We start from the raw sequence: 20,487 nt of genomic DNA on the forward strand, positions 1-20,487 counted from the left end.
TGTTTAGACGATATACAACTGGCTATCACCAATTTGTTACGTTTCTGCCAGGTACTTGTGCACAAAGCTAACAGCCATGGCGCCCTCGCCTACTGCTGACGCCACGCGGTTCATCGCCCCAGCCCGTACGTCGCCCGCGGCAAATACACCAATGCTGCATGTTTCGAGGAGGTAAGGTTCCCGTTCGTACCGCCAGACCTTCTTGAAGTCGGCATATCTGGCCAGATCCCGACCGGTAGCAATGAAGCCTTTAGGGTCTTTAATGATGTCCATCTCGATCCAGTCCGTCAGCGGTTTGGCACCAATGAAGATGAACAGCGCGCCTGCTTGTACAGTCTGTTTGGTATCGTTATCCAGGTCTTCCAGTACCAACTCTTCCAGGTGGTCATCGCCTTTGCCTTCCACGACTTCTGTACAGCCCAGCACGGTAATGTTCGGGGTCCGGTCGATCTGGTCGATCAAATACTGCGACATGGTTTCGCTCAGGTCGCGCCGGTGCACGCAGATAAATACTTCGGCGGCCGTGCGGGAGAGATACATAGCCCCCTGCCCGGCCGAGTTGCCACCGCCAACGATGTAAACCGGCTTGTCTTTGAAAGCGTACGCTTCGGTAGTAGCCGCGCCATAATACACACCCGCCCCGGTGAATTTATGCAGGCTTTCGTTCTCCAGTTGTCGGTACGAAACCCCCGTGCTCAACAGGATTGCACGGGCTACCACCTGACTTCCGTCGGCCATATTAATGGTTTTGTACTGCCCACTGGACGTAATAGAAACCACTTCCTGCGGAGCGAGAAACTCAACGCCGAAGCGCGTTGCCTGCGAAATAGCCCGGCGTGTCAGGTCGGCCCCACTCAAGCCGTTTGGAAAACCCAGGTAATTTTCGATTCGGGAGCTGGTTCCGGCCTGGCCACCCGGTGCCCGTTTGTCGATCAGAATAGTTTTGAGTCCTTCTGAGCCGCCATACACCGCTGCTGCCAGACCAGCGGGACCTGCCCCAACAATGGCCAGGTCATACAATTCTGCTTTGGCCTTGGGTTGCAACCCAAGCTTAGTACCCAGGTCACTTAGACTCGGATGCGACAGCACCGTCCCGTCGGCAAACGAAACGACGGGTAGATCATCTCGACAGAGGCTATTTTGATTGAGCAGTTCCTCTCCTCTGGGATCACTTTCAATATCGAGCCATTGGTAAGGGAACAGATTCCCCGCCAGAAAATCCTTCAATTCGTGCGACTGGGGCGAAAACTGATACCCAACCAGCTGTAGTCCTTCGTAGCTGGGCCGATATGTCGATTGCCAGTCACTCAAGAGGTCGTCAAGTACGGGATATAGCTTTTCTTCGGGTGGATTCCAGGGCTTGCCGATGTAGTAATCCAGTTGCACCTCGTTGATCGCGCGAATGGCAGCTTCGGTATCGGAATAGGCCGTTAGTAGCGCCCGTTTAGCGTTGGGAAATAGCTTTTTGGCTTTGGACAGAAAATCGACGCCTGTCATGCCCGGCATTCGCTGATCGGACAAGAATAACGCAACCTGCTCCTTCTTCCGGGCCAGATCGGGCAGAGCATCCAGTGCTTCCTGCGCTGACTCCGTACACAGAATCCGGTATTGCTTTCGGTAATGTTGACGAAGGTCATGCTGGATAGCCTGAAGCACCTGCGGATCATCATCAATGGCAAAAATAATCGGGAGCTTCATAGAGGACTAGTTGGTTGGCAGGCATACACAGAACTCTGTCCGGCCCGGTTCCGATTCGAATTTAATAGATCCGTTGTGCTGTTTGACAATACCCCGCACAATATCGAGTCCCAGACCGGTTCCTTTGCCAATTTCTTTCGTTGTGAAAAACGGCTCGAATAGCTTATCCCGAATGTCGTCGGGGATGCCGCTACCGTTATCAATTATTTTTGTCTGTAAGAATTCTTCTCCGTCGGCGCGTCGATCCACTTCACTGCTAATCGTGAGCATTCCCCCGTCGTCCATTGCGTCGATAGCGTTGTCGATCAGATTAGTCCAGACCTGATTCAATTCGCCCTGACGCCCGCAAACAGCAGGTAAATCGTCCGGCATATCGACAGTCAGTTGAATATGCTTGCTTTTGAGCTTGTGCCCCAGCAGCGTCAGCGTACTCTGGACGCCATCAGCCAGCCGGAAGGAGTCCCGCCCCGAACTTCGGTCCATGTGCGTATAATTCTTGATCGACGTAACTAACGTAGCAATCCGCTCCGACGCCTGGCCAATGTCGTTGACCAGGCGCTCGGTCATAAGGTTGTCGACAAGCCAGCGAATTCCTCCAGACAGGTTGTCTTCTCCAACCTGCTCCAGCAGCGTATCCAGTTCATCGACCGTAAAGTCGTATTCCGCTAATGGACCCGCTACATCTGTAGACGCGCTGGCCTGGTCGTCGCTCAATCCATGATCGTCAAGCCAGTCCAGCAGCTCATCTTCCCGGCTGCTACGCTCCATCATGGACAGCGGCTTTCGGTCGGTCTGACTGGTTTTCTGCCGGAATAATTCACTGATTGCGTTCACCTGCGCGTCGTCAAGATTCAGCCGCATCATGGCTTTGAACACATCCGGCGCCACGCATCGGTAGTCGCGTAACGTTTCAGCCGAACGGGAAACGGCTGAGACAGGATTGTTCAACTCGTGTGCCAGCCCCGCCGACAACCGACCCAGCGAAGCCATTTTATCTTCCTGCTGGGTCTGCCGGGTCATGTCCCGAACGCGAGTTGTCATTTGCTGGACCAGAGCTTCCGTCAGCTCGTAACAGGTCTGCGTCATGTCCCGGAACTGATCACGATGAAGCCGTAGTACATAGGCAGGCTGCTCAACAATTACGCGGTTACTAGACTGTTTCATCCGCGAAAAAGGCAGTAATCCCATTATGGAGTAAGGACCGTAAGTAATGAGATCATCGTCGGGCCCAGGATGGCCAGAATCAATCACAATAACTCCTTCCAGGATCAGCGTCAGATAATCGACGGGTTCTCCAGGTTTCGTTATTACGTGATTGACGGGGTAACGTTCTTCCTGCGCCCGATCCAGTAACCATTGCAGTTGCTGATCGGGAACGACCGCGAAAAATGAAAACTGGCGTAAGGTTTCTAACAGCGTCATACCGTAATTTCAACAGCTTAACTCAAACGGGTAACTAATGCTGAACCGGATTGGTTACAGCGGTACGTACTCGACTTTCCAACCATGCGCGCGGTTCTCCTTCTGCTTTGCCTTGTCGGATTTGCCTTTCAGCCCGACAAACCAGCCTACCAGCTTTATACAGCCAACCTGAAATCCACTACGTTCAACAAACTCGCCCAACAGGCCGCCGGTGCCGACGTGGTGCTATTTGGCGAACTGCACAACAATGCTCTTGGCCACTGGCTGGAGCTGCAATTAGCCAAACGTTTGCAACAGGAGAAAAAAGGGGCGCTGGTGATGGGGGCCGAAATGTTTGAAGCCGATAACCAGCAGGCGCTAACAGATTACGTAGATGGCCGTACGACCGACAAAGAGTTTGCCACCCAGGCTCGGCTTTGGCCCAACTTTAACACGGATTACAAGCCTATCGTCGACCTGGCTCGTGACAACAAAGTGCCGTTCGTGGCAACCAACGTACCGCGTAAATACGCCAGCCTGGTAGCCAGAAAGGGACTAACGGCTCTGGATACGTTGTCCACAGAAGCCAAGCAGCAGATAGCTCCACTCCCCATTACGGTTGATCTGACGCTGCCGGGTTATAAAGGAATGCTTGACATGATGGGCGGGCATGGTTCAGGCGATAGCAAGAACCCACATGGCGGAAACGCGGATATATCGGCCAACTTCGCGCGGGCGCAGGCCATTAAAGACGCGACCATGGCGCACTTTATTTTGCAGAATCTGAAGCCCGGTCAGACGCTGTTACATTTCAACGGCGATTATCACTCTAAAAACTTCGAAGGGATTGTCTGGTACCTGCACAAGCAACGCCCCGACCTGAATATCGTAACCATCTCCACGGTCGAACTGCCCGATATTGAGAAACCTAAAGCCGAAAACAAGCAGCTGGCCGACTTTATCCTGGCTATCCCCGACGACATGACTAAAACGTACTAGCCATAACGTCGGGGAGTTCGATGCCACCCTGTTTAGCGAGCTTGCATGAGCATATCTCGGGTTACTTCTTTGTCAATATCGATGTATCCGGGATATTTTACTTCCTTTTTACCCAGCATTAACGTCGGTCTTATCTTCAACGTAATGCGAGAAGGCGAGGTCTGGTCACCACCAGCTAAGCTACGAACCAGATCGATGAAAGCCCGTCGGGTATTTGAGCTGGTCACTAGACCATACACGTTGGCGTTTACAGGGATGGGAACAACTACTTTTCCTCCGCCCGGCGGCACGGCTACTCGCCGGTCAACGATTCCCATCGCCAGTTCGTTGCCATCTAGCAGCAATCGGTAATCAAACTGATTGATGGCCGCTGTATCGTTGGTTGGGTTAACAATTTCCAGGTTGATATTGGCGCCGAAGGGAACGTTCCGCTCAAGTAAACCCGCTGCGATTCTTGGGTATTTGAGTGGGTTTACATCTTCGATTTTCTGGATATCTCTGAACTCTCTGACGTCATAACCGGCTACCGTAACGTTGTCGGCGGAGCGCACGGCGTAACGACTTTTGCTCAACTGCTTGGCCTGTTGTACCTGTCGGTTAACACCACACTGGGAAAGCAAGAGGGAGATAGCTACAAGTGCTATAGTGGCCGTTAGTTGCATCAGTATGCTACGGCGTCGGTTAACGTAAGCGGTACGTGAATAATACATTGAGTGTAGGTAAGTAACCATATTGGCGGAGTTTAGAATCGATTTCATTGTCTAGGCTGCTGTACAGTCGTTGGGTGACGCCAAGTGCATCAACGGTTAGTCGGTTAGAAGAGAAGTTGTTTTGTGTCGTTAGTACTTTCCCCAGGCCTAGCTCCGTGTTCAGGCCGAAGCGTGAATCCCCAAACTGAAACGAGCGTCCCAGCCGAATGCCGGCTACCCAGAGTGTTGATTGCAGATTGAAAACAAATGATGGTGAGTTGAGCAGCCCAAAATCGGAGAAGTCTCGATTGAAATAGATCCCCAGGCCGTCAGCGGGCGTAATCGGTCCTGCCGCAAAATGAACATACTGCCCAAACAGGGTGCCATACCAGGGTGAATTCGCGTGCACACTTACTCCCAGACTAGCCGAGCTCCCTTGTCGAAATGAACGATCGATAACCCGGCTCAAGTTAGGATCCAGGCCAAAACCGTTTAAGAGCCTTAGTGTGTATTGTTCAAAAGGAGCGGCAATCAGTCCTCCCTGTATCTGCGCAGAAACCCGCCGACTGAACCGGAACTGGTACCCCGCGGTGTAGTTCAGGGGAATTTGAAAGCCCGCGAATACTGTATGGGTAGCAACGAAAGGTTGTTGGCTGACAATAAGCGTATCCTGAGCGCGAACAAACGAAGAAAGGCAAACAAGCAGCAGGAGGCTGCCTATCCAGTTAGTAGTGTTTTTCATGATGGGTTGTGTTGAGTGAAATCAGAACTAGTATCCATTACTTAGCCGATGGGGCTGAACGAACAGTGCGATAAGCAAAGGATGTGCTTTGCGCCGGGATAGCCACTCAGAACAATGGACGGCATCCTTTCTGTGGCAACAAAAGCGGCAACAACGGGCGAGACCTAATGAACCAGATTGTTATCAATATCCCTGATCTTATCGATGCTAGCCTGTGCGCTACTTTTAGCCTTATCGGTATAGGCGTCGAATTCATCTTGCACGTCGTTGACAAGCGCCTTCGTGTCAGACGTAGCATCGGAAAAGGTTTGTTTTGCCTGGGATTTACCTTTTCGCCATTGATGCCGCAGCTCGTCGCTTTCGTCTTTAGCAGCACCGATCAGCTTGTCGCGTAATCTCTTACCCGACTGAGGAGCAACGAGAAACCCGATGACCAGACCAACCGCACCACTGATTAGTGTTCCAACCAAGTTATATTGACTAGCTAGTTGATCCAGAGTGTCCTTCCTCTTATAGTTGATAGGTAGCATAGCGACGAGTTAGTTATATTTTACGTAACTCACAGCCACAGAAATAAATGTACCAACAAGATATTATTTGTTCAACTTCTTGATTATCAACAGCCAATTACTATGTAAATAGAATAACTACTAGCAAATGTGTAGGTAATATTACCCAAATTGGGCAATATTACCTAACCGCCTTGTGGCAGGATGCTTGGTAGACGTAATACACTTAGTATGGTTTGATCTGTTTCACTCAGATAACCTGCATGGTACTGTTTGTGCTTAATGCATTACGCTCGATTTTTGACCCGGTAATTAACTTCTTACTACCGAACAGGAAGCAACTGCTTCCACTCCTGACACTATAGATTCTGCTTTACCAAGAGTAGGGGATGATTTAAAAAAGTAGATTTTTATACACCGTATAAATAACTATCTATCAATTAAATACACTCTATTCACAACAAAAATAATTACTAAGTATATTCTAAAAAATTAACTAATAGCTATTAATTACCAACAATTACGATTTCTTTTTTTATTACTCAATATAGTTTTGTACACTGCAACATCATTCGTAATGAATGGTATACACTTAGAAAAGTAAGTAGGCTTATTTTTCAATATTTATATTTTTTCTTTCATTACATGCGTAATTGTTTTACGTTTTTTGTCGCTTTATTAATTGCATCGCTGAGTAATAATCCAGGTCAGGCGCAACAGATACGGGAGAAAAGTACTTATTGGTTAAGCGGGGGCCTTGGCAAGACTCAATTCCTGAGTGGAATGATCGCTGCGGGCTATGAACCAGCGAACAACCGATCAATATTGATTGGCCGTTATTCAGTCAACGCTGAGTTCATGCAAGCCGTTGAGCCCGGCATAAAAGTCAATGAGTTAGGCCTTCTGTACGGCGTCAGAACAGGAAATTTTCGGTTTGCAGCTGGTTTGAGCAGTATCTGGGGAAACAATCGAGGGCAACACCTCTATACTGACCCCGATCCACTCTGGGGTTCTGGCAAGTACTATGAGTTTATCAGCTATAAGACAACAGGCGTACCAGCAGAAATTCGTTTTATTACGTCCTTGAAACACGTAGGCATCGGCGTTACCGCCTTTGGTAACCTTAATTCAAAACGTTCTTTTGCTGGCCTGAATCTATCGCTTTATGTAGGAAAGATGAAGTAAAATCTATCTCGTTGCTAGCCGACGTAAAAACACTAATTGCTTAAATTATTCTATACTTGACCCGTGCTTTATTTACTATTTGACGTGGCAGTATTGTTTATAATTAGCGGCTCGCGTTAACCTTAAAGCAAAGGATATTCGTAGATCAGTTTTTTTATAACGTTCATCTACTCAGGAAATATTCAGTCTGCAAAAATAAACCAGTTGCTACGTAATTTTTGTCCTCCCATTATTATCACTTAGCACCCGGTACTCGGTCAGCAACGCCCAATTATGGGCCTCGCACTGCCAGCGCATCTGCACCCAGCGCTGGTCGGCAAATCGGCGCAACCAAGGCTGCTCGTAAGCGGTCAGCATGCCCGCGATAAAGAAATGAAACGTATCAAACGCCTGTTCAATATTGGCCAGATCAACGGGGGATGGGCTCTCACCCAACCAGTGCAGCGCCGTTGTCAATAATACCTGATCCAGCTGGTTTGTAGTTCGATTGCATTGTTCGTATGCGTCGACAATCAGTCGGGGTCGGCTAACTTCCAGTTCTGGAATAGGAAACGCATTGAGCAACCTCGCCAGGTGATAGATTAGTAGCGAGGTTCGGGCGTAATGAGGAGCACACTGAAATGGCGCTGTTACGTACCGCCCCGTTTCAACGATCGACCGTATGTAGGTCAACGCGTCGGCATCGTGCTGATTGCGGGGCAAATCATTCTGATACACCCAATACAGCAGATTACTCAGCGCACAGGCGTCAAAATCGACGGGCATGTTCTTGCCAAACCAGGTTGAATAGGCTCGTAACTGTTGGTAGTCGGGATACGTATTTTGGATCAGGCGGGGTGGCTGACTCCCGTTAGCGTGCTGACTTAGTTTCTCCTTTAGCCACAGACGCTCGGTCGATGTCGTTTCCGTAGTCAGGTAGACCATCGCCGTGTCGTCAATATCGTCCGGGATGCGGAAATGTTCGAAATGCCGAAATAGGTAGCCGTTGGAAAAATGCTGCGACGGACGCGTTGGCCAGAAGTTATACGTTTTCAGACCATCTTTATTCTGGAACCGCCCGTACGCCCGTTCGGCCCGTTCGGCAATCTGGTCGATCTGTTGCTGAGCAGGTACCGAAACCGACTCCCGCAACCGCTGCAACGTAAAGACGGTAATAACCGTAAAAAAGATGTTGGTATCCGAACGCCGGTAGCGCAACGTCGCGTTGCTCCGGTATGATGCAAACAAACCATCAGGCTGCTGCAAGCGGGTAATCCGGTTAATGAGTACGTCGGGCGTCAACAAAACGGGCAATGATTTCGACAAAAGTAAGCGCCAATGTTAAGAAAATGCTACGTTCATTACAGACCCTGGTTTAGCCTCTGCTTTTCCGATTTAAGGTCGGATATTTGCTATTTAGAACAAGAAGAACGAGGTGAGATAGAAAAAGAAAGACTAATGCTCAGGCCGACCTGTTAGCTCCCATCTTTTATCTTTCGTCTTTCATCGATAAAAAAATGTCCAATCTGATTTTATTCGACGAACCCACGCTGCGCACGGCGTTACTCCCCTTTACGTTTACCCGCCCAGTAGCTGGTATTCGCGTAGGGATTCAGACGGTGGCCGAAAAATGGGCCGACACGGTCAACGTTGCGCCGTCGTTTTTGACGGTGGCGTATTTACAACCGAAATTTCCGCTACTCCCCGGGGTCGATAATTTATACATTAACGGAGCTCTGTGTCCAACATCCGAACTCCAGCAGGCTATAGATCGTCTGGAGTTTGATCAAGGCTTAACTACGCCCGATGGAATGCTGCTAGCGTTACGTACCGAACGCACGCTGACCGAGGTTCCAAGCGCCAACGATACTACGTACTCATTTCAGCCCTTCACCCAACCGCTGACGATTATCCGGCACGTTTGGGACATTTTCGGGGCTAACGGCGAACAGATCCGTGCCGACTTTGCCCGGATTACCGCCGGTCGCCAATCACAACTCATCACCGATCCGTTTACGCGCTGCTATGCCCCGGAGAACATCTTTCTGGAAGAAGGTGCCACGGTGAAAGCCGCCATCCTGAATGCCGAAGCGGGACCTATCTACATTGGCCGGAATGCAACGGTTAGCGAAGGTGCCATCATTGTCGGACCGTTTTCGCTGGGTGAGGAATCAGCGGTTAATCTGGGTGGAAAGATGCGCCCTAATACTACCGTCGGCCCGTTTAGCAAAGTGGGTGGCGAGGTCAACAATGCCGTTTTCTTTGGCTACAGCAACAAAGGGCACGACGGTTTTCTGGGTAACGCGGTCATTGGCGAGTGGTGTAACCTGGGCGCCAACGTCAACAACTCGAACCTGAAGAACGATTACAGCAGCGTCAAGCTCCACTCCTACGTAACGGGGCAGCTTGAAGACACGGGGCGTATGTTCTGTGGCCTTATGCTGGGCGATTTTTCGCGGGTGGGCATCAGCACCATGTTCAATACGGGCACGGTGGTCGGTGTCAGCACCAACGTTTTCGGCGGTAATTTTCAGCCGAAATTCATTCCGTCGTTTGCCTGGGGCGGTACTACCGACGGGTTCACAACGTATCGGATCGACAAGGCACTACAGGTCGCCCGCGAGGCTTTCGCCCGGCGCGGAAAGTCGTTCGATGGCGTCGAAGAATCGATTCTACGTACGATTGCCGACCATCCGCAATCTCATCGTTAACCGTCAGCCAATATGCTTTTCAACGAAATTATTGGTCAGGACGATACCAAACAGTTGCTGCTGCGAGCGGTCCAGACAAACCACCTCGCCCACGCGCTGTTGTTCGATGGTCCGCAAGGGAGCGCTAACCTGGCTTTGGCGCTAGCCCTGGCTCAGTACGTCAACTGCGAGGATAAACAGCGGTCTGACGGTTTGGCTGACGATGCTTGCGGGCGGTGCGCGTCCTGCGTCAAGATGCAGAAGCTCGTCCATCCTGACCTGCACATGGTGTTCCCGGTGGCGAACATGGCGAAAGGCAAAACCTCCGAAGCCTACCTGGCCGACTGGCGTAAATTCCTGCTCGACCAGCCTTATCGAACGTTGTCAGAATGGCTCGAAACGGTTGGCGCTGATAACAAGCAGGGCAACATTTCGGCCGAGGAAGCCCGGAATATCTTACAGAAACTGTCGCTAAAATCGTACGAGGGGGCATACAAGATCATGCTGATCTGGTTGCCGGAACTGATGAACGTTACGTCGGCCAATGCCCTGCTGAAGGTATTGGAAGAGCCCCCCGCCCAAACCTTATTTCTGCTGGTAACAAATCAGTCGGATAAACTTTTGATCACGATTTTGTCCCGGACGCAGCGCGTGGCCGTTTCAGCTTTCTCCGACGAAGAGGTAGCTACCTACCTGCGGCAGCACCAGAATCTGGACGAAACCACCGCCCGGCGACTGGCGTACCTAGCCGACGGCGACCTATCGGAGGCCCTGCAACGTAGCCGATCGGAAGCCGGCGGAATCGAAAGCTCGTACACCCATACCTGGTTTGCCGAGTGGATGCGTACCTGCTACCGGCAGGATCTGATTATGCTTGTCAAGCAGGCCGACCAGTTTGATGCATTCAGCAAGGAAAAACAGAAAGGGGTGCTCGAATATAGCCTTCGTTTATACCGCGATCTGTTTTTGTGGCAGCAGGGGGCCAGTGCTTTGTTACGGCTACCCGACGACGAACTGGCGTTTGTGAAGAACTTCGCCAAAGTATTGACCATTCAGCACATCGAGCGAATTGTATCCGATCTGAACGAGGCTCTGTATCACCTCGAACGGAACGCCCGCGCCAAAATGCTGATGCTGGATATGTCACTGACGTTTAGCCGATTGATTCGTTCCTGACCGGTATGACAGCCCGCGATTTTTTACCCAACCGGCTTATCGGTATGACTGATCGGATCGACTTCCCTGATCTGGGCCTGACCGACGTGCCGGCTAAAATTGATACGGGAGCGCTGACTTCGGCGCTACACTGCCACGACGTATGGCTTGTTCCGTCAGAAACGCACTCGATCCTGCATTTCCGAACTATTGATCAGCACGGACAGGTCTCTCGTCCGTTTACCCGTAATCAGTATAGCCAGCGAATGATCCGTAACTCATTCGGCGTGGCCGAATTGCGGTACGTCATCGAGTTGCGCCTTGTTCTATTCGGCGAAATTATTCAAACCGAATTTTCTCTGGCCGATCGGCAACAGCTTCGCTTTCCGGTGTTACTGGGCCGTCGGCTGTTACGCAACCGTTTTGTGGTCGACGTGGCTCAGAAAAACCTTTCCTACGCGGCCAAACAGCAGAACCGCCCGCAACAAAAAAATTCTTCGACAAACTCAACCGATGGCCCGTCGGCCTAATGACGGACCTCTGACTAATCTTTTCCAGATGCGTATCGCCATCCTGTCGACTAATCCGACATTATATTCGACCCGTCGGCTACTCGAAGCCGCTCAACAGCGGAATCACGAAGCCATTGTGTTGAACCATCTTAACTGCCAGGTGATGATCGAGGGCGGTAAACCTTCGGTATTGTACGAAGGTCAGGAGCTCACCTCCGTAGATGCGATCATTCCTCGTATTGGTGCATCAGTAACCGACTACGGCTGCGCGATTGTACGCCAGTTTGAGATGATGAAGGTCTTTACCACAGCCAAATCGCAGGCCATCAGTCGGTCGCGGAATAAGCTGCGGAGCTTGCAGGTTCTGTCCAAAGCGGGTGTCGAATTACCCAAAACGGTCTTTGCCAATCACCCAAAAAACGGCAACGTAACGCGGCTGATCGAGCTGGTGGGTGGGCCGCCTGTCGTCATCAAGTTACTCGAAGGGACCCAGGGAATCGGTGTTGTATTGGCCGAAACCAGTAAAGCCGCCAAGTCAACCATTGAAGCTTTTTACGGACTGAAGAAACACGTACTGGTCCAAGAGTTTATTGCGGAAGCCAAGGGCTCCGATCTCCGCGCGTTTGTCGTCGGTGGCCGTGTAGTCGGGGCCATGAAACGGCAGGGCATCGACGGCGAGTTTCGGTCCAACATTCACCGGGGCGGCAACGCGGCTCCCGTTACGTTGACCGCGGACGAAGAGCAGACAGCCATCGAAGCCGCCCGCGCACTCGGCCTGAAAGTCGCGGGTGTCGACATGCTTCCCTCCGACCGGGGCCCGCTGGTGCTCGAAGTCAATTCATCGCCCGGCCTGGAAGGCATCGAAACGGCCACCGGCCTGGACATTGCCGCCGATATTATCGCCTATATCGAAGACAAAATCCGCGCTGACGAAAGCGATATGGTGGGGGTTTAACGGCGGCACTAAGTGTCCATTTTTCACTGATCTGAACCACACTCAAACGGTATAATCTCGGTATAAAAAAATTCTGGCGGTTTGTTATGGTTTTCGCCTGCTCTCAGGCTTACAATGCTCCAGATGCCGGTTGCCAGGCCAACCATTAGTTCGTCGGCGGGCAAGTCATCAGCTATGAGACTGATTATTCGGCTTAAAGCCGTTTTGATAGCATCAAACTGCTTTCAGGCATTATACCTGCTTTATACTACTGGCGTTTTAATGAGTGAGTTAGTTGATGCTGATGACTACTTTTCCTTTGGCCCGGCCACTTTCCACGTAAACCAGGGCGTCGTTGGCTTGCTCAAACGGATAAATCTTGTCTACGACGGGTTTGATGATACCCGCTTCCACCAGTTTACTAATTTCGGTCAGTTGTTGGCCACTGGCCCGCATGAACAGGAACTGATAAGTAATGTTCCGCTTTTGGGCTTTTCGCCGGATGCCCATGCTCAGTAAGTTCAGCACGATTTTTACGAACCAGGGCGCGTTTTTCTGATCCGCCAGATCACCCGTGGGCGGGCCCGAAATGGAGATGATCGTACCACCGGGTTTCACTACGTTCAGCGATTTTTCGAGGGTTTTTGTGTCCTGGCTGTTCAACACGACGTCGTAGTCGGCCAGGATCGTTTCAAAATCCTGGGTCTTGTAATCGATCTGTACATCGGCACCCAGCTTTTTCAGGGCGTCGAAACTGGCGGCTCCGGCAGTGGTAGCGACGGTGGCCCCCAGGTGTTTGGCAAGCTGAATGGCGACGGTACCAACCCCACCGGAACCCGCCTGAATGAACACGCTCTGCCCTTTTTTCAGGTGAGCTAGTTCCACCAGCGATTGCCAGGCGGTCAGCGACACCAGCGGCAGAGAAGCTGCTTCCACCATCGAAATATTTTTGGGCTTAAGGGCTACGTCGTTTTCATCGATGGCAATGCATTCGGCGAAAGTGCCGATCCGGCCGTCGGCTGGACGGGCGTACACTTCATCGCCAATCTTGAATTTTTTCACCCGTTTGCCCACCTGGGTAACGACCCCCGCTACGTCGTGGCCCATGATCAGGGGGAGTTTGTAGGGTAAAATCAGCTTGAACTCGCCGGCTTTTATTTTGGTGTCCAGCAGGTTTAGCCCGGCCGCATGAATGGCTACCAGCACATCCGTGTCATTGACTACGGGCTCGGGTACGTCTGTGAGCTGCATGCCCCCCGCCTTGTCGTATTTGTTAATCATGAATGCTTTCATGGTAATTGCTTTTTTGTGAGGACGTTTTTTGGTCCTTCTACTGACCAAGCCGGCGATAGGCGAACGTAATGCCATTGGCAGCGGTAACGAACTGGGTCGGTACCGTCGTGTAGGTTGACTGGTGAGTTGTCATGGCCGCGCTTTAGTGAATTCTAATTGTAGAGAATGGCTGGTATACTGTTCTCAATGGCTGCTGGCTGAAAGCGACTCGGCTAACTGATGGAATCGTTTAGCATCGCCAACCGGCACCTCAAACTGGTCGGTAGCCAGCGCCAGAAACAGTTCGTCGGCTACTTCCGAAGCCGGAATGCCGTTGGCGCCCCCTATCTCGGCCGAAAACTCCGTATTGACCAGGGGCGGATATACTTCGTAGACGTTCAGTTTATCATTGTTGGCAAACGTATCGCGCAGGCCCTGGGTGTAGCTGTGCAGAGCGGCCTTGCTGGCCGAGTACGTCGGCAGGTATTTGTTACCCCGGAAAACCGCGATGGACGTTACGTTGACGATGGCTGCAGCCTCCTGTTTCAGTAACTGGGGCAGTACTTTGGCCGTAAAATCAATGATGCTCAGGTAATTTGTATTGATCTCCTGGTAAGCTTTTTCGGTCGCGTTATTGGTGCTGTCGCTCAGGTCGTTCATAAACGCAGTCCCCGCATTGTTGACAACGATATTGACGTCCGGGTGCTGTTCGGCCAGTTCACGGACGATCCGGACCCGGTCCGCTTCCAGCGACAGATCGCCCTGAATGGCTACCGCACATTCCAGCTCGCCCAGGGCTTTTTGCAGCCGTTCGGCACTGCGCCCATTGATGATAACTTTGTTGCCTGCTGCGCTCAGTCTTTTGGCAATCGCCAGCCCGATGCCTGCACTGCCTCCGCTGATAAATACGGTATTCCCTGTCGTTTTCATGGTTTTCGATTCGTTAAAAATGGTGGTTTAATCAATGGTTGGGTAATTAATGTGCGTCATTTTATTAGCTCATTTTAGACCAAATGGTCTATTTTTTGACAAAAAAAATTAAGGTTTGTACTGGGTCAGTTCCGATTTCAGGCTTTTAATCAATGTCTGCATTGGCTCTACAGATTCCAGGATCCTGCACATGATAAGCCCGCCCTCTACTGCGGCCACGATTTTAAAGGCAAAGGCCTTTGGGTCCAGATTAGTCGAGAATTCACCGTTTTGAATACCGGCTTCCAGCACCTGCGTAAGCTCCTGCTGACCGATTCTGATTAAAGCGGCCACCTTTTGTTTGATAATTGGGTAGCTATCATCAGCTTCGACAGCCGTATTAAAAATAGGGCACCCACCTGGAATAAAGGTCTGCATTGGATCTTTGTAAAAATCCAGAAAGGCAAACACCTTCGCTTTTGCCGTTTTGGCGTTGTAAATAGCCTGGCGCATTCGGTCGGTAGTTTTACGCAGTGCCAAATCAATGACCTGCTCAGAGAGATCTTCCTTACTCTGAAAATGACCATACAGGCAGCCTTTTGTCAGCTTTGTGGCAGTAAGCACATCGTCTATACTCACCCCAGCGATTCCCTTCGTATTATACAGGGGAACCGCCGTTTCCAAGATAAACTGCTTTGTCCTTTCAGCTTTCGTCAGCATGGCATGAATTGCTAGTCAGTCCGCAAATATACTAAATAGTATATTTTTCAAGCAATAATAATTTTGATATTTTGTAAGTATGCTCCTCTACAGGCATCAATTACTATTGCTTGCTAATTGCCGCAAATAGCTTTCTTGTTTCTATACTCTCAAGCGATCTATACGATACTTTTGTCTGCCATTTGATTGTTCGTGAATCGCTCTAATTTATGATTTAGTGAATCGTCCGGACCGCCGAAGCGGAGCGAATTACTGACGCGTTTTCTTCATTTCTTCCCATATTCGCCCTTTTCTCCTATTCCTCCTTTTCTCCTATCTTTGCCCATGCCCACGCTCGACCCTGAACTCAAGAAAGCCATTGTGCGGATGCCGGTTGGCGAGAAAGACAAACTTCTTTTACGTCTGGTTGCCAAAGACGCGACCCTAACCGAGAAACTTCAGTTCGAGCTGGTCGAAGAAGGCAGTACGGTCGAAGAACGACGTGAGCTGATCCGGCAATTTATCCGCCGGACGGCGAATCTGGGCCAGGATTCGGCGGGGTGGGTCATGATGGACATGCGCACCGTTAGTGGCTACATTACACGTCACCTGAAGGTAACGAAGGACAAATACGGTGAGGTGGAGCTGATGTTGTACATGCTCAATACGTTCTACGACCACAACGCGCACCTGCTGCAGAAATATAACTCCCGGACCGACAAAGCTGCCGAGTATATTGCCAAACGCGCGGAGCAGGCGCTCAAAAAAGTGGCGAAACTCGATCCTGATTACCACATCGAATTCGCTGATGATATCAACAAACTACTGAGCTGGGTCAATTATGCCGCGCCAGCCCAATACGCCCGCCAACTTGGCTTACCGAAAGAGTGGCGAGCGTAAAGTAATTTCATTGTTGACTTACAGCTATTTAATTTCTGATCGCTTCTCTCTTATCGTATAAGCCTCCTGTTTTGGCAAACCCAATGCATCTTGGTCGGTTATGTAGATAGTACTATTTACAGACTCACCGGATGAAACAGACTATTCTTATCACTGGCGGCACAGGCGTTATTGGCCGTCGCCTGACTCAGCTGTTGCAGCAGCAAGGATACCAGGTCAGTTACCTCAGTCGATCGCTAGAATCCATGCCAAACGTCAAGGTCTACCAATGGGACATCAAGAAAGGGCACCTTGATCCACAGGCAATCATGACGGCGGATCACATCGTTCATCTTGCCGGAGCGGGCGTGGCCGACGAGCGCTGGACCGACAAGCGAAAAGACGAAATCCTCAACAGCCGCACGCAGTCTACGGAACTGCTGGCGCAGGCGCTGGCCAAAAATTCGCACCAGGTAAAATCGTTCGTTGCTTCTTCGGCCATCGGCTATTACGGCAGCGATACCGGCGATCGTCCCTTGAATGAAACTAGTTCCGGTGGCTCTGATTTCCTGGCACAGGTTACGCGTGCCTGGGAGCGATCCGAAGATCAGGTCGCGGCCCTCGGTATCCGAACGGTAAAAATTCGGACGGGCGTAGTACTCGCTCCGGACGGCGGTGCGTTACCCAAACTCGCCCAACCCATCCGGCTGGGAGCGGGCGCTCCGCTGGCTTCCGGGCAGCAGTACATTTCCTGGATTCACCTCGATGATCTATGCCGTATCTATATCCAGGCGATTCAGGATGAGTCGTGGCAAGGCGTTTACAATGGTGTAGCACCAGGCCCGGTAACCAATGAGTCGTTGACGCATGCGATTGCCAACGTCCTGCATCGTCCGCTGATTCTGCCCAACATTCCAGCTTTCGCCATCAAACTGATGTTCGGTGAGATGGCAACCACCGTAACGGGCGGCAACTACGTCCTGAACAAACGGATCGCTGACGAAACGAATTTCCAGTACCAATACGCAGACCTGCATCTGGCGCTGGAAAATCTGCTGAAGCCATAAGCAAGGGAAGTAAACAGGCGCTTTTTTTGTTCTTCTGGTATCATGACTGACTATCTAAAAGATGCTCTGCGCAAAGCCGCTATGTTCTGCGCCTACCAGGAGCGTACGCAGCAGGAAGTTCGCGACCGACTAAAGGATTGGGGGGTAGTGTCCGATGATGCCGAAGAAGTTATTGCCGAGCTGATTCAGCAGAATTATCTGAACGAAGAGCGGTTTGCCAAAAGCTTTGCTGGTGGCAAATTCAGGGTTAAAGGCTGGGGAAAACGGAAAATTAAACAGCACCTGCAGCAGCGTGGCATCACGGGCCACAACCTCGATCAGGCCATGAAAGAAATTGCGTCTGATGACTATCGAACAACACTTGCCGATTTGCTCGATAAAAAGCGACGGAGCCTGCGCGACGATAATCCGCTGGTGATTAAACAAAAGCTCGTACGGTACGCCCTCAGCAAAGGGTACGAGTCAGACCTGATTTTTTCGGTACTGGGTAACGAAGAAGCTAGTTTCTGAAACTGCCCTTTTTTAGCCAATTTTACGGTTCATTTTCCCACCGACCGTATGCCCAGCCTTTTTCTTGACACAGAACGGATGTCCAACCTTACCAGTGGATTAGGTCAGGTTTGTCTGAATCTGGGCCATGAGCTGGTTCGGCAGCAACCGCCCGGCTGGGAGTTGACTTTTCTAGTCCCCAAGAATCTGGTCGGTGTTTTTGGTCCACGGGCGAAGTACATTGTAGCCAGTCGCTGGCGTCGGATGATTCACCCCTGGACGTTCGATGTGTGGCACTCGTTGTATCAGGGATCGCGTTTTTTGCCTCAGCGCAAGAGCAAGCTGATCTATACGATTCTGGATTTAAACTACCTGTCCATGCCGGATTATTCGGCGGCTAGGAAAGCTAAGCAAAAACGTCGTTATCAGCAGGCTATTGACCAGGCAACGGCCATAACGACCATTTCGGCTTACGTAGCTGAGGACGTTAAACAACAGTTAGTGGTACCACCAACAACCCCCGTCGACGTAATTTATTGCGGAGTCAATACGCCCGACGCCCTACCCGACCAAGTTCCATCCGTCAAGCCCAATAAACCGTTTTTGTTCTTCATCGGTATGCTGCAACCGTACAAGAACGTCCATACGCTGCTACCGATCCTGAAAGCTTTTCCTGACTACCAATTGGTGCTGGCTGGTCCCGACAAACCCGCTTACAGCCAACGTATCCGGGAGCAGGCAAACCAACTGGGCGTTGCGGACCGGGTGGTCCTCCCTGGCCCTGTCGATGAAGCAACCAAGTGGTGGTTATACGCCAACTGCGACGCGTTCATGTTTCCCTCCCGGCTCGAAGGGTTTGGAATTCCGGTAATCGAAGCCATGTCATTCGGGAAACCCGTCTTCTCATCGCCCCTGACGAGCCTGCCCGAAGTGGGGGGCAATGAAGCCTTTTATTTCCCCGATTTTACTCCGGACACCGTTGTCGATACGTTCCGGTCTGGTATAGCTGCCTACAAGAACGATCCTACAATGCCGGATCGCCTACGGGCGCAGAGCCAGAAATTTAGCTGGGCTTCCGTTGCAGCCGACTACTGGAAATTGTACCAGCGTGTCTAAGGTGTTCCGTTTCAGAGAGCCCATATTCACCCAACCGTTACGTTGATGTCCTTTCTTCCCTCTTCGTTAAAGCCGTTTACCATTGCTTTTTTTATCCTGCTAGTTGCGCTCCTGTTTACCTGCTACCACCGAGCTGAACATTTTGACGATGCCTGGTTTGCCGAACAGTCCTACTGGCTGGTGCAAGACGGATGGGTTCGCTCCGAATTATTTCGAGGGCTGAATGGGTGGGAAGACCGGATCTACGTTTTCCACAAACTGTTTATTTACGCGGGCGCCTTGGTTATGAAACTAATCGGCTTTTCGCTGCCCGCCAGCAAGATTCTTACGACATTGTGTGCTCTTGCCGCCGGTTACCTGATCTGGGTTTACAATCAGCGAACGTCGAAAAAACAGCAGTTGCTGGCTGTTATCCTCTATTTCGGCTGTGGAGTAATCATCCGGTACTTTTCCATCAATCGGCCTGAGATTATGTGTATGCTGTTGGGGCTAGGCTCCTATCTGGCCCTAGACAGACCAAATAACAAACCACCGAACCTACTACTCGCCGGCTGCCTGGCGGGTTTGGCAGCGCTGACCCACTTGAACGGAATTATTTATCTAGTTGCAGGGGTAGGTTGGCTATTGGTAAAAACCAATTGGCGACCCGTAATCTGGTTCAGTTTATTCGGTGTCCTTGCCCTGGGCATATATGGTCTTGATGCGCTGGCTGACAATCAGTTTGGCTTTATGCTCGATCAGTTTATCAATGACCCAGCTACGCAATCCAATTTTAAGCTGATTGATAAGCTACACGTAATGCTTAACTACCACCAACTATTTTTTCATAGTCACGGTGAAGTTCCCTTGAGCGTTTTGGTACTTCTATGCATACTTGCTTTCCGACGAGAAATATCACTTTCTCAGCCTGTCCCCCTGTACTTGACGCTACTCGTCGTTTCGTTCTGGCTGTTAACGAAGAGTAATTTTGACTTCTATTATATTCTTTTTGTCCCCTGGTTAATTCTCTTGGCTTCCCAGTGCTTGACCGTTTACCTGCCAGCCCGTCCGATCTGGCAACAACGAGTCGGCGTGGGCATGTTGATCGTTTATTACGGCTTTGCGTTGTTCAGCATCGGAAAGGTACTGGAAGAGAACTACACGACTCGTTACGTTCCTGCCTACAACGATGCGCTGGCTCAGCACATGCCTGATCGGCAAACCAGGATCATAGCCCCCATCAGCTTTTTCTTTGGTCAGATGGACAACTATCGGATTCACGGATTGAGCTATTACGCAACGAAGCATAAAAACGCTTCGTTGGAAGAATTTTTTCGGCTGGCGGATCAGGAGAATGCCAAGTATGTAGTAAGCGATGGGTATAAGACGGCCAGCTATGTCATTCCGCTTGACGCTCCGGATCAGATAGGTGCTTACAAACGGATCTTTCGCGATGATATGACCAGCATCTACGAGCGACAACGGTAACTTCTACGGCCACTAAGGCTGGCTATCGATGACGTATAAACGTTAACTCTTTATTTCTTTTAGTGTAAGAAAAAACCAGGAAGGCCCTGCTGAACA

At 50.7% G+C, this 20,487-nt stretch carries 20 protein-coding genes; 11 read left to right on the plus strand and 9 right to left on the minus strand.

Annotated features, from left to right (window positions below; all coding sequences use genetic code 11):
* Positions 1–36 precede the first annotated feature (36 nt).
* Positions 37–1,698 carry an FAD-dependent oxidoreductase gene (locus ACYVAD_RS04315; RefSeq protein ID WP_461138224.1) on the minus strand — a complete coding sequence of 554 codons (1,662 nt, stop codon included), beginning with the start codon at positions 1,696–1,698 and terminating at the stop codon, positions 37–39.
* 6 nt (positions 1,699–1,704) lie between these two features.
* Positions 1,705–3,120: an ATP-binding protein gene (locus tag ACYVAD_RS04320; protein WP_461138225.1), complete on the minus strand. Its 1,416-nt coding sequence runs from the start codon at positions 3,118–3,120 to the stop codon at positions 1,705–1,707.
* Positions 3,121–3,204: 84 nt separating this feature from the next.
* Between ACYVAD_RS04320 and ACYVAD_RS04325 the strand changes: the two genes are divergently transcribed.
* Positions 3,205–4,098 (plus strand): ChaN family lipoprotein, encoded by an 894-nt coding sequence (locus ACYVAD_RS04325; RefSeq protein WP_461138226.1) that lies wholly within the window; start codon positions 3,205–3,207, stop codon positions 4,096–4,098.
* A gap of 32 nt (positions 4,099–4,130) precedes the next feature.
* Here the strand turns inward: ACYVAD_RS04325 and ACYVAD_RS04330 are convergent, their stop codons facing one another.
* The 3 genes from ACYVAD_RS04330 to ACYVAD_RS04340 all read right to left on the minus strand — a co-directional run bounded on the left by ACYVAD_RS04330 (position 4,131) and on the right by ACYVAD_RS04340 (position 6,059).
* Positions 4,131–4,808, minus strand: coding sequence for a hypothetical protein (locus ACYVAD_RS04330; RefSeq protein WP_461138227.1), 678 nt, complete (start codon positions 4,806–4,808; stop codon positions 4,131–4,133).
* Positions 4,780–5,529, minus strand: coding sequence for a hypothetical protein (locus tag ACYVAD_RS04335; RefSeq protein ID WP_461138228.1), 750 nt, complete (start codon positions 5,527–5,529; stop codon positions 4,780–4,782). The genes ACYVAD_RS04330 and ACYVAD_RS04335 overlap by 29 nt, the downstream gene beginning before the upstream one ends.
* A 164-nt stretch (positions 5,530–5,693) precedes the next feature.
* Positions 5,694–6,059, minus strand: coding sequence for a YtxH domain-containing protein (locus ACYVAD_RS04340; protein ID WP_461138229.1), 366 nt, complete (start codon positions 6,057–6,059; stop codon positions 5,694–5,696).
* A gap of 624 nt (positions 6,060–6,683) precedes the next feature.
* Between ACYVAD_RS04340 and ACYVAD_RS04345 the strand changes: the two genes are divergently transcribed.
* A complete protein-coding gene (locus ACYVAD_RS04345; protein WP_461138230.1) occupies positions 6,684–7,223 on the plus strand; it encodes a hypothetical protein in 540 nt (179 codons plus the stop codon).
* 207 nt (positions 7,224–7,430) lie between these two features.
* Here ACYVAD_RS04345 and ACYVAD_RS04350 read toward each other — a convergent pair whose 3' ends face one another.
* Positions 7,431–8,528 carry a hypothetical protein gene (locus tag ACYVAD_RS04350; protein ID WP_461138231.1) on the minus strand — a complete coding sequence of 366 codons (1,098 nt, stop codon included), beginning with the start codon at positions 8,526–8,528 and terminating at the stop codon, positions 7,431–7,433.
* A 191-nt stretch (positions 8,529–8,719) separates the two neighbouring features.
* On the opposite strand from ACYVAD_RS04350, the gene ACYVAD_RS04355 reads away from it, so the two are divergent.
* From ACYVAD_RS04355 to rimK, 4 genes are read left to right on the plus strand one after another with little or no spacing between them, the layout of a single operon-like run.
* Positions 8,720–9,913 carry a putative sugar nucleotidyl transferase gene (locus ACYVAD_RS04355; protein WP_461138232.1) on the plus strand — a complete coding sequence of 398 codons (1,194 nt, stop codon included), beginning with the start codon at positions 8,720–8,722 and terminating at the stop codon, positions 9,911–9,913.
* Positions 9,914–9,925: 12 nt separating this feature from the next.
* Complete coding sequence (locus ACYVAD_RS04360) at positions 9,926–11,068, plus strand: DNA polymerase III subunit (RefSeq protein ID WP_461138233.1); 1,143 nt, start codon at positions 9,926–9,928, stop codon at positions 11,066–11,068.
* 5 nt (positions 11,069–11,073) lie between these two features.
* Positions 11,074–11,577, plus strand: a complete 504-nt coding sequence (locus ACYVAD_RS04365) for an ATP-dependent zinc protease family protein (RefSeq protein ID WP_461138234.1) — start codon at positions 11,074–11,076, stop codon at positions 11,575–11,577.
* Positions 11,578–11,605: 28 nt separating this feature from the next.
* Complete coding sequence (gene rimK / locus ACYVAD_RS04370; protein WP_461138235.1) at positions 11,606–12,514, plus strand: 30S ribosomal protein S6--L-glutamate ligase; 909 nt, start codon at positions 11,606–11,608, stop codon at positions 12,512–12,514.
* Positions 12,515–12,784: 270 nt separating this feature from the next.
* Here the strand turns inward: rimK and ACYVAD_RS04375 are convergent, their stop codons facing one another.
* From ACYVAD_RS04375 to ACYVAD_RS04385, 3 genes are all read right to left on the minus strand, one after another.
* The gene (locus ACYVAD_RS04375; protein WP_461138236.1) at positions 12,785–13,786 is read right to left on the minus strand and encodes an NADP-dependent oxidoreductase; all 1,002 of its coding nucleotides are present in this window, start codon (positions 13,784–13,786) and stop codon (positions 12,785–12,787) included.
* Positions 13,787–13,969: 183 nt separating this feature from the next.
* On the minus strand, positions 13,970–14,695 hold the full coding sequence (locus ACYVAD_RS04380; RefSeq protein ID WP_461138237.1) for an SDR family oxidoreductase: 726 nt from the start codon (positions 14,693–14,695) through the stop codon (positions 13,970–13,972).
* Positions 14,696–14,803: 108 nt separating this feature from the next.
* A complete protein-coding gene (locus tag ACYVAD_RS04385) occupies positions 14,804–15,394 on the minus strand; it encodes a TetR/AcrR family transcriptional regulator (protein WP_461138238.1) in 591 nt (196 codons plus the stop codon).
* 324 nt (positions 15,395–15,718) lie between these two features.
* Here ACYVAD_RS04385 and ACYVAD_RS04390 point away from each other — a divergent pair, with 324 nt between their 5' ends.
* The 5 genes from ACYVAD_RS04390 (at position 15,719) to ACYVAD_RS04410 (ending at position 20,391) form a co-directional block, all read left to right on the plus strand.
* Positions 15,719–16,273: a hypothetical protein gene (locus ACYVAD_RS04390; protein WP_461138239.1), complete on the plus strand. Its 555-nt coding sequence runs from the start codon at positions 15,719–15,721 to the stop codon at positions 16,271–16,273.
* Positions 16,274–16,404: 131 nt separating this feature from the next.
* Entirely contained in the window at positions 16,405–17,319 is a 915-nt protein-coding gene (locus ACYVAD_RS04395) for a TIGR01777 family oxidoreductase (protein WP_461138240.1), read from the plus strand.
* A gap of 42 nt (positions 17,320–17,361) precedes the next feature.
* Positions 17,362–17,829, plus strand: a complete 468-nt coding sequence (locus ACYVAD_RS04400) for a regulatory protein RecX (protein WP_461138241.1) — start codon at positions 17,362–17,364, stop codon at positions 17,827–17,829.
* A 48-nt stretch (positions 17,830–17,877) separates the two neighbouring features.
* A complete protein-coding gene (locus ACYVAD_RS04405; RefSeq protein ID WP_461138242.1) occupies positions 17,878–18,924 on the plus strand; it encodes a glycosyltransferase family 4 protein in 1,047 nt (348 codons plus the stop codon).
* A 45-nt stretch (positions 18,925–18,969) separates the two neighbouring features.
* Complete coding sequence (locus ACYVAD_RS04410) at positions 18,970–20,391, plus strand: glycosyltransferase family 39 protein (RefSeq protein WP_461138243.1); 1,422 nt, start codon at positions 18,970–18,972, stop codon at positions 20,389–20,391.
* Positions 20,392–20,487 lie beyond the last annotated feature (96 nt).

The organism is Spirosoma pomorum (assembly GCF_054776615.1).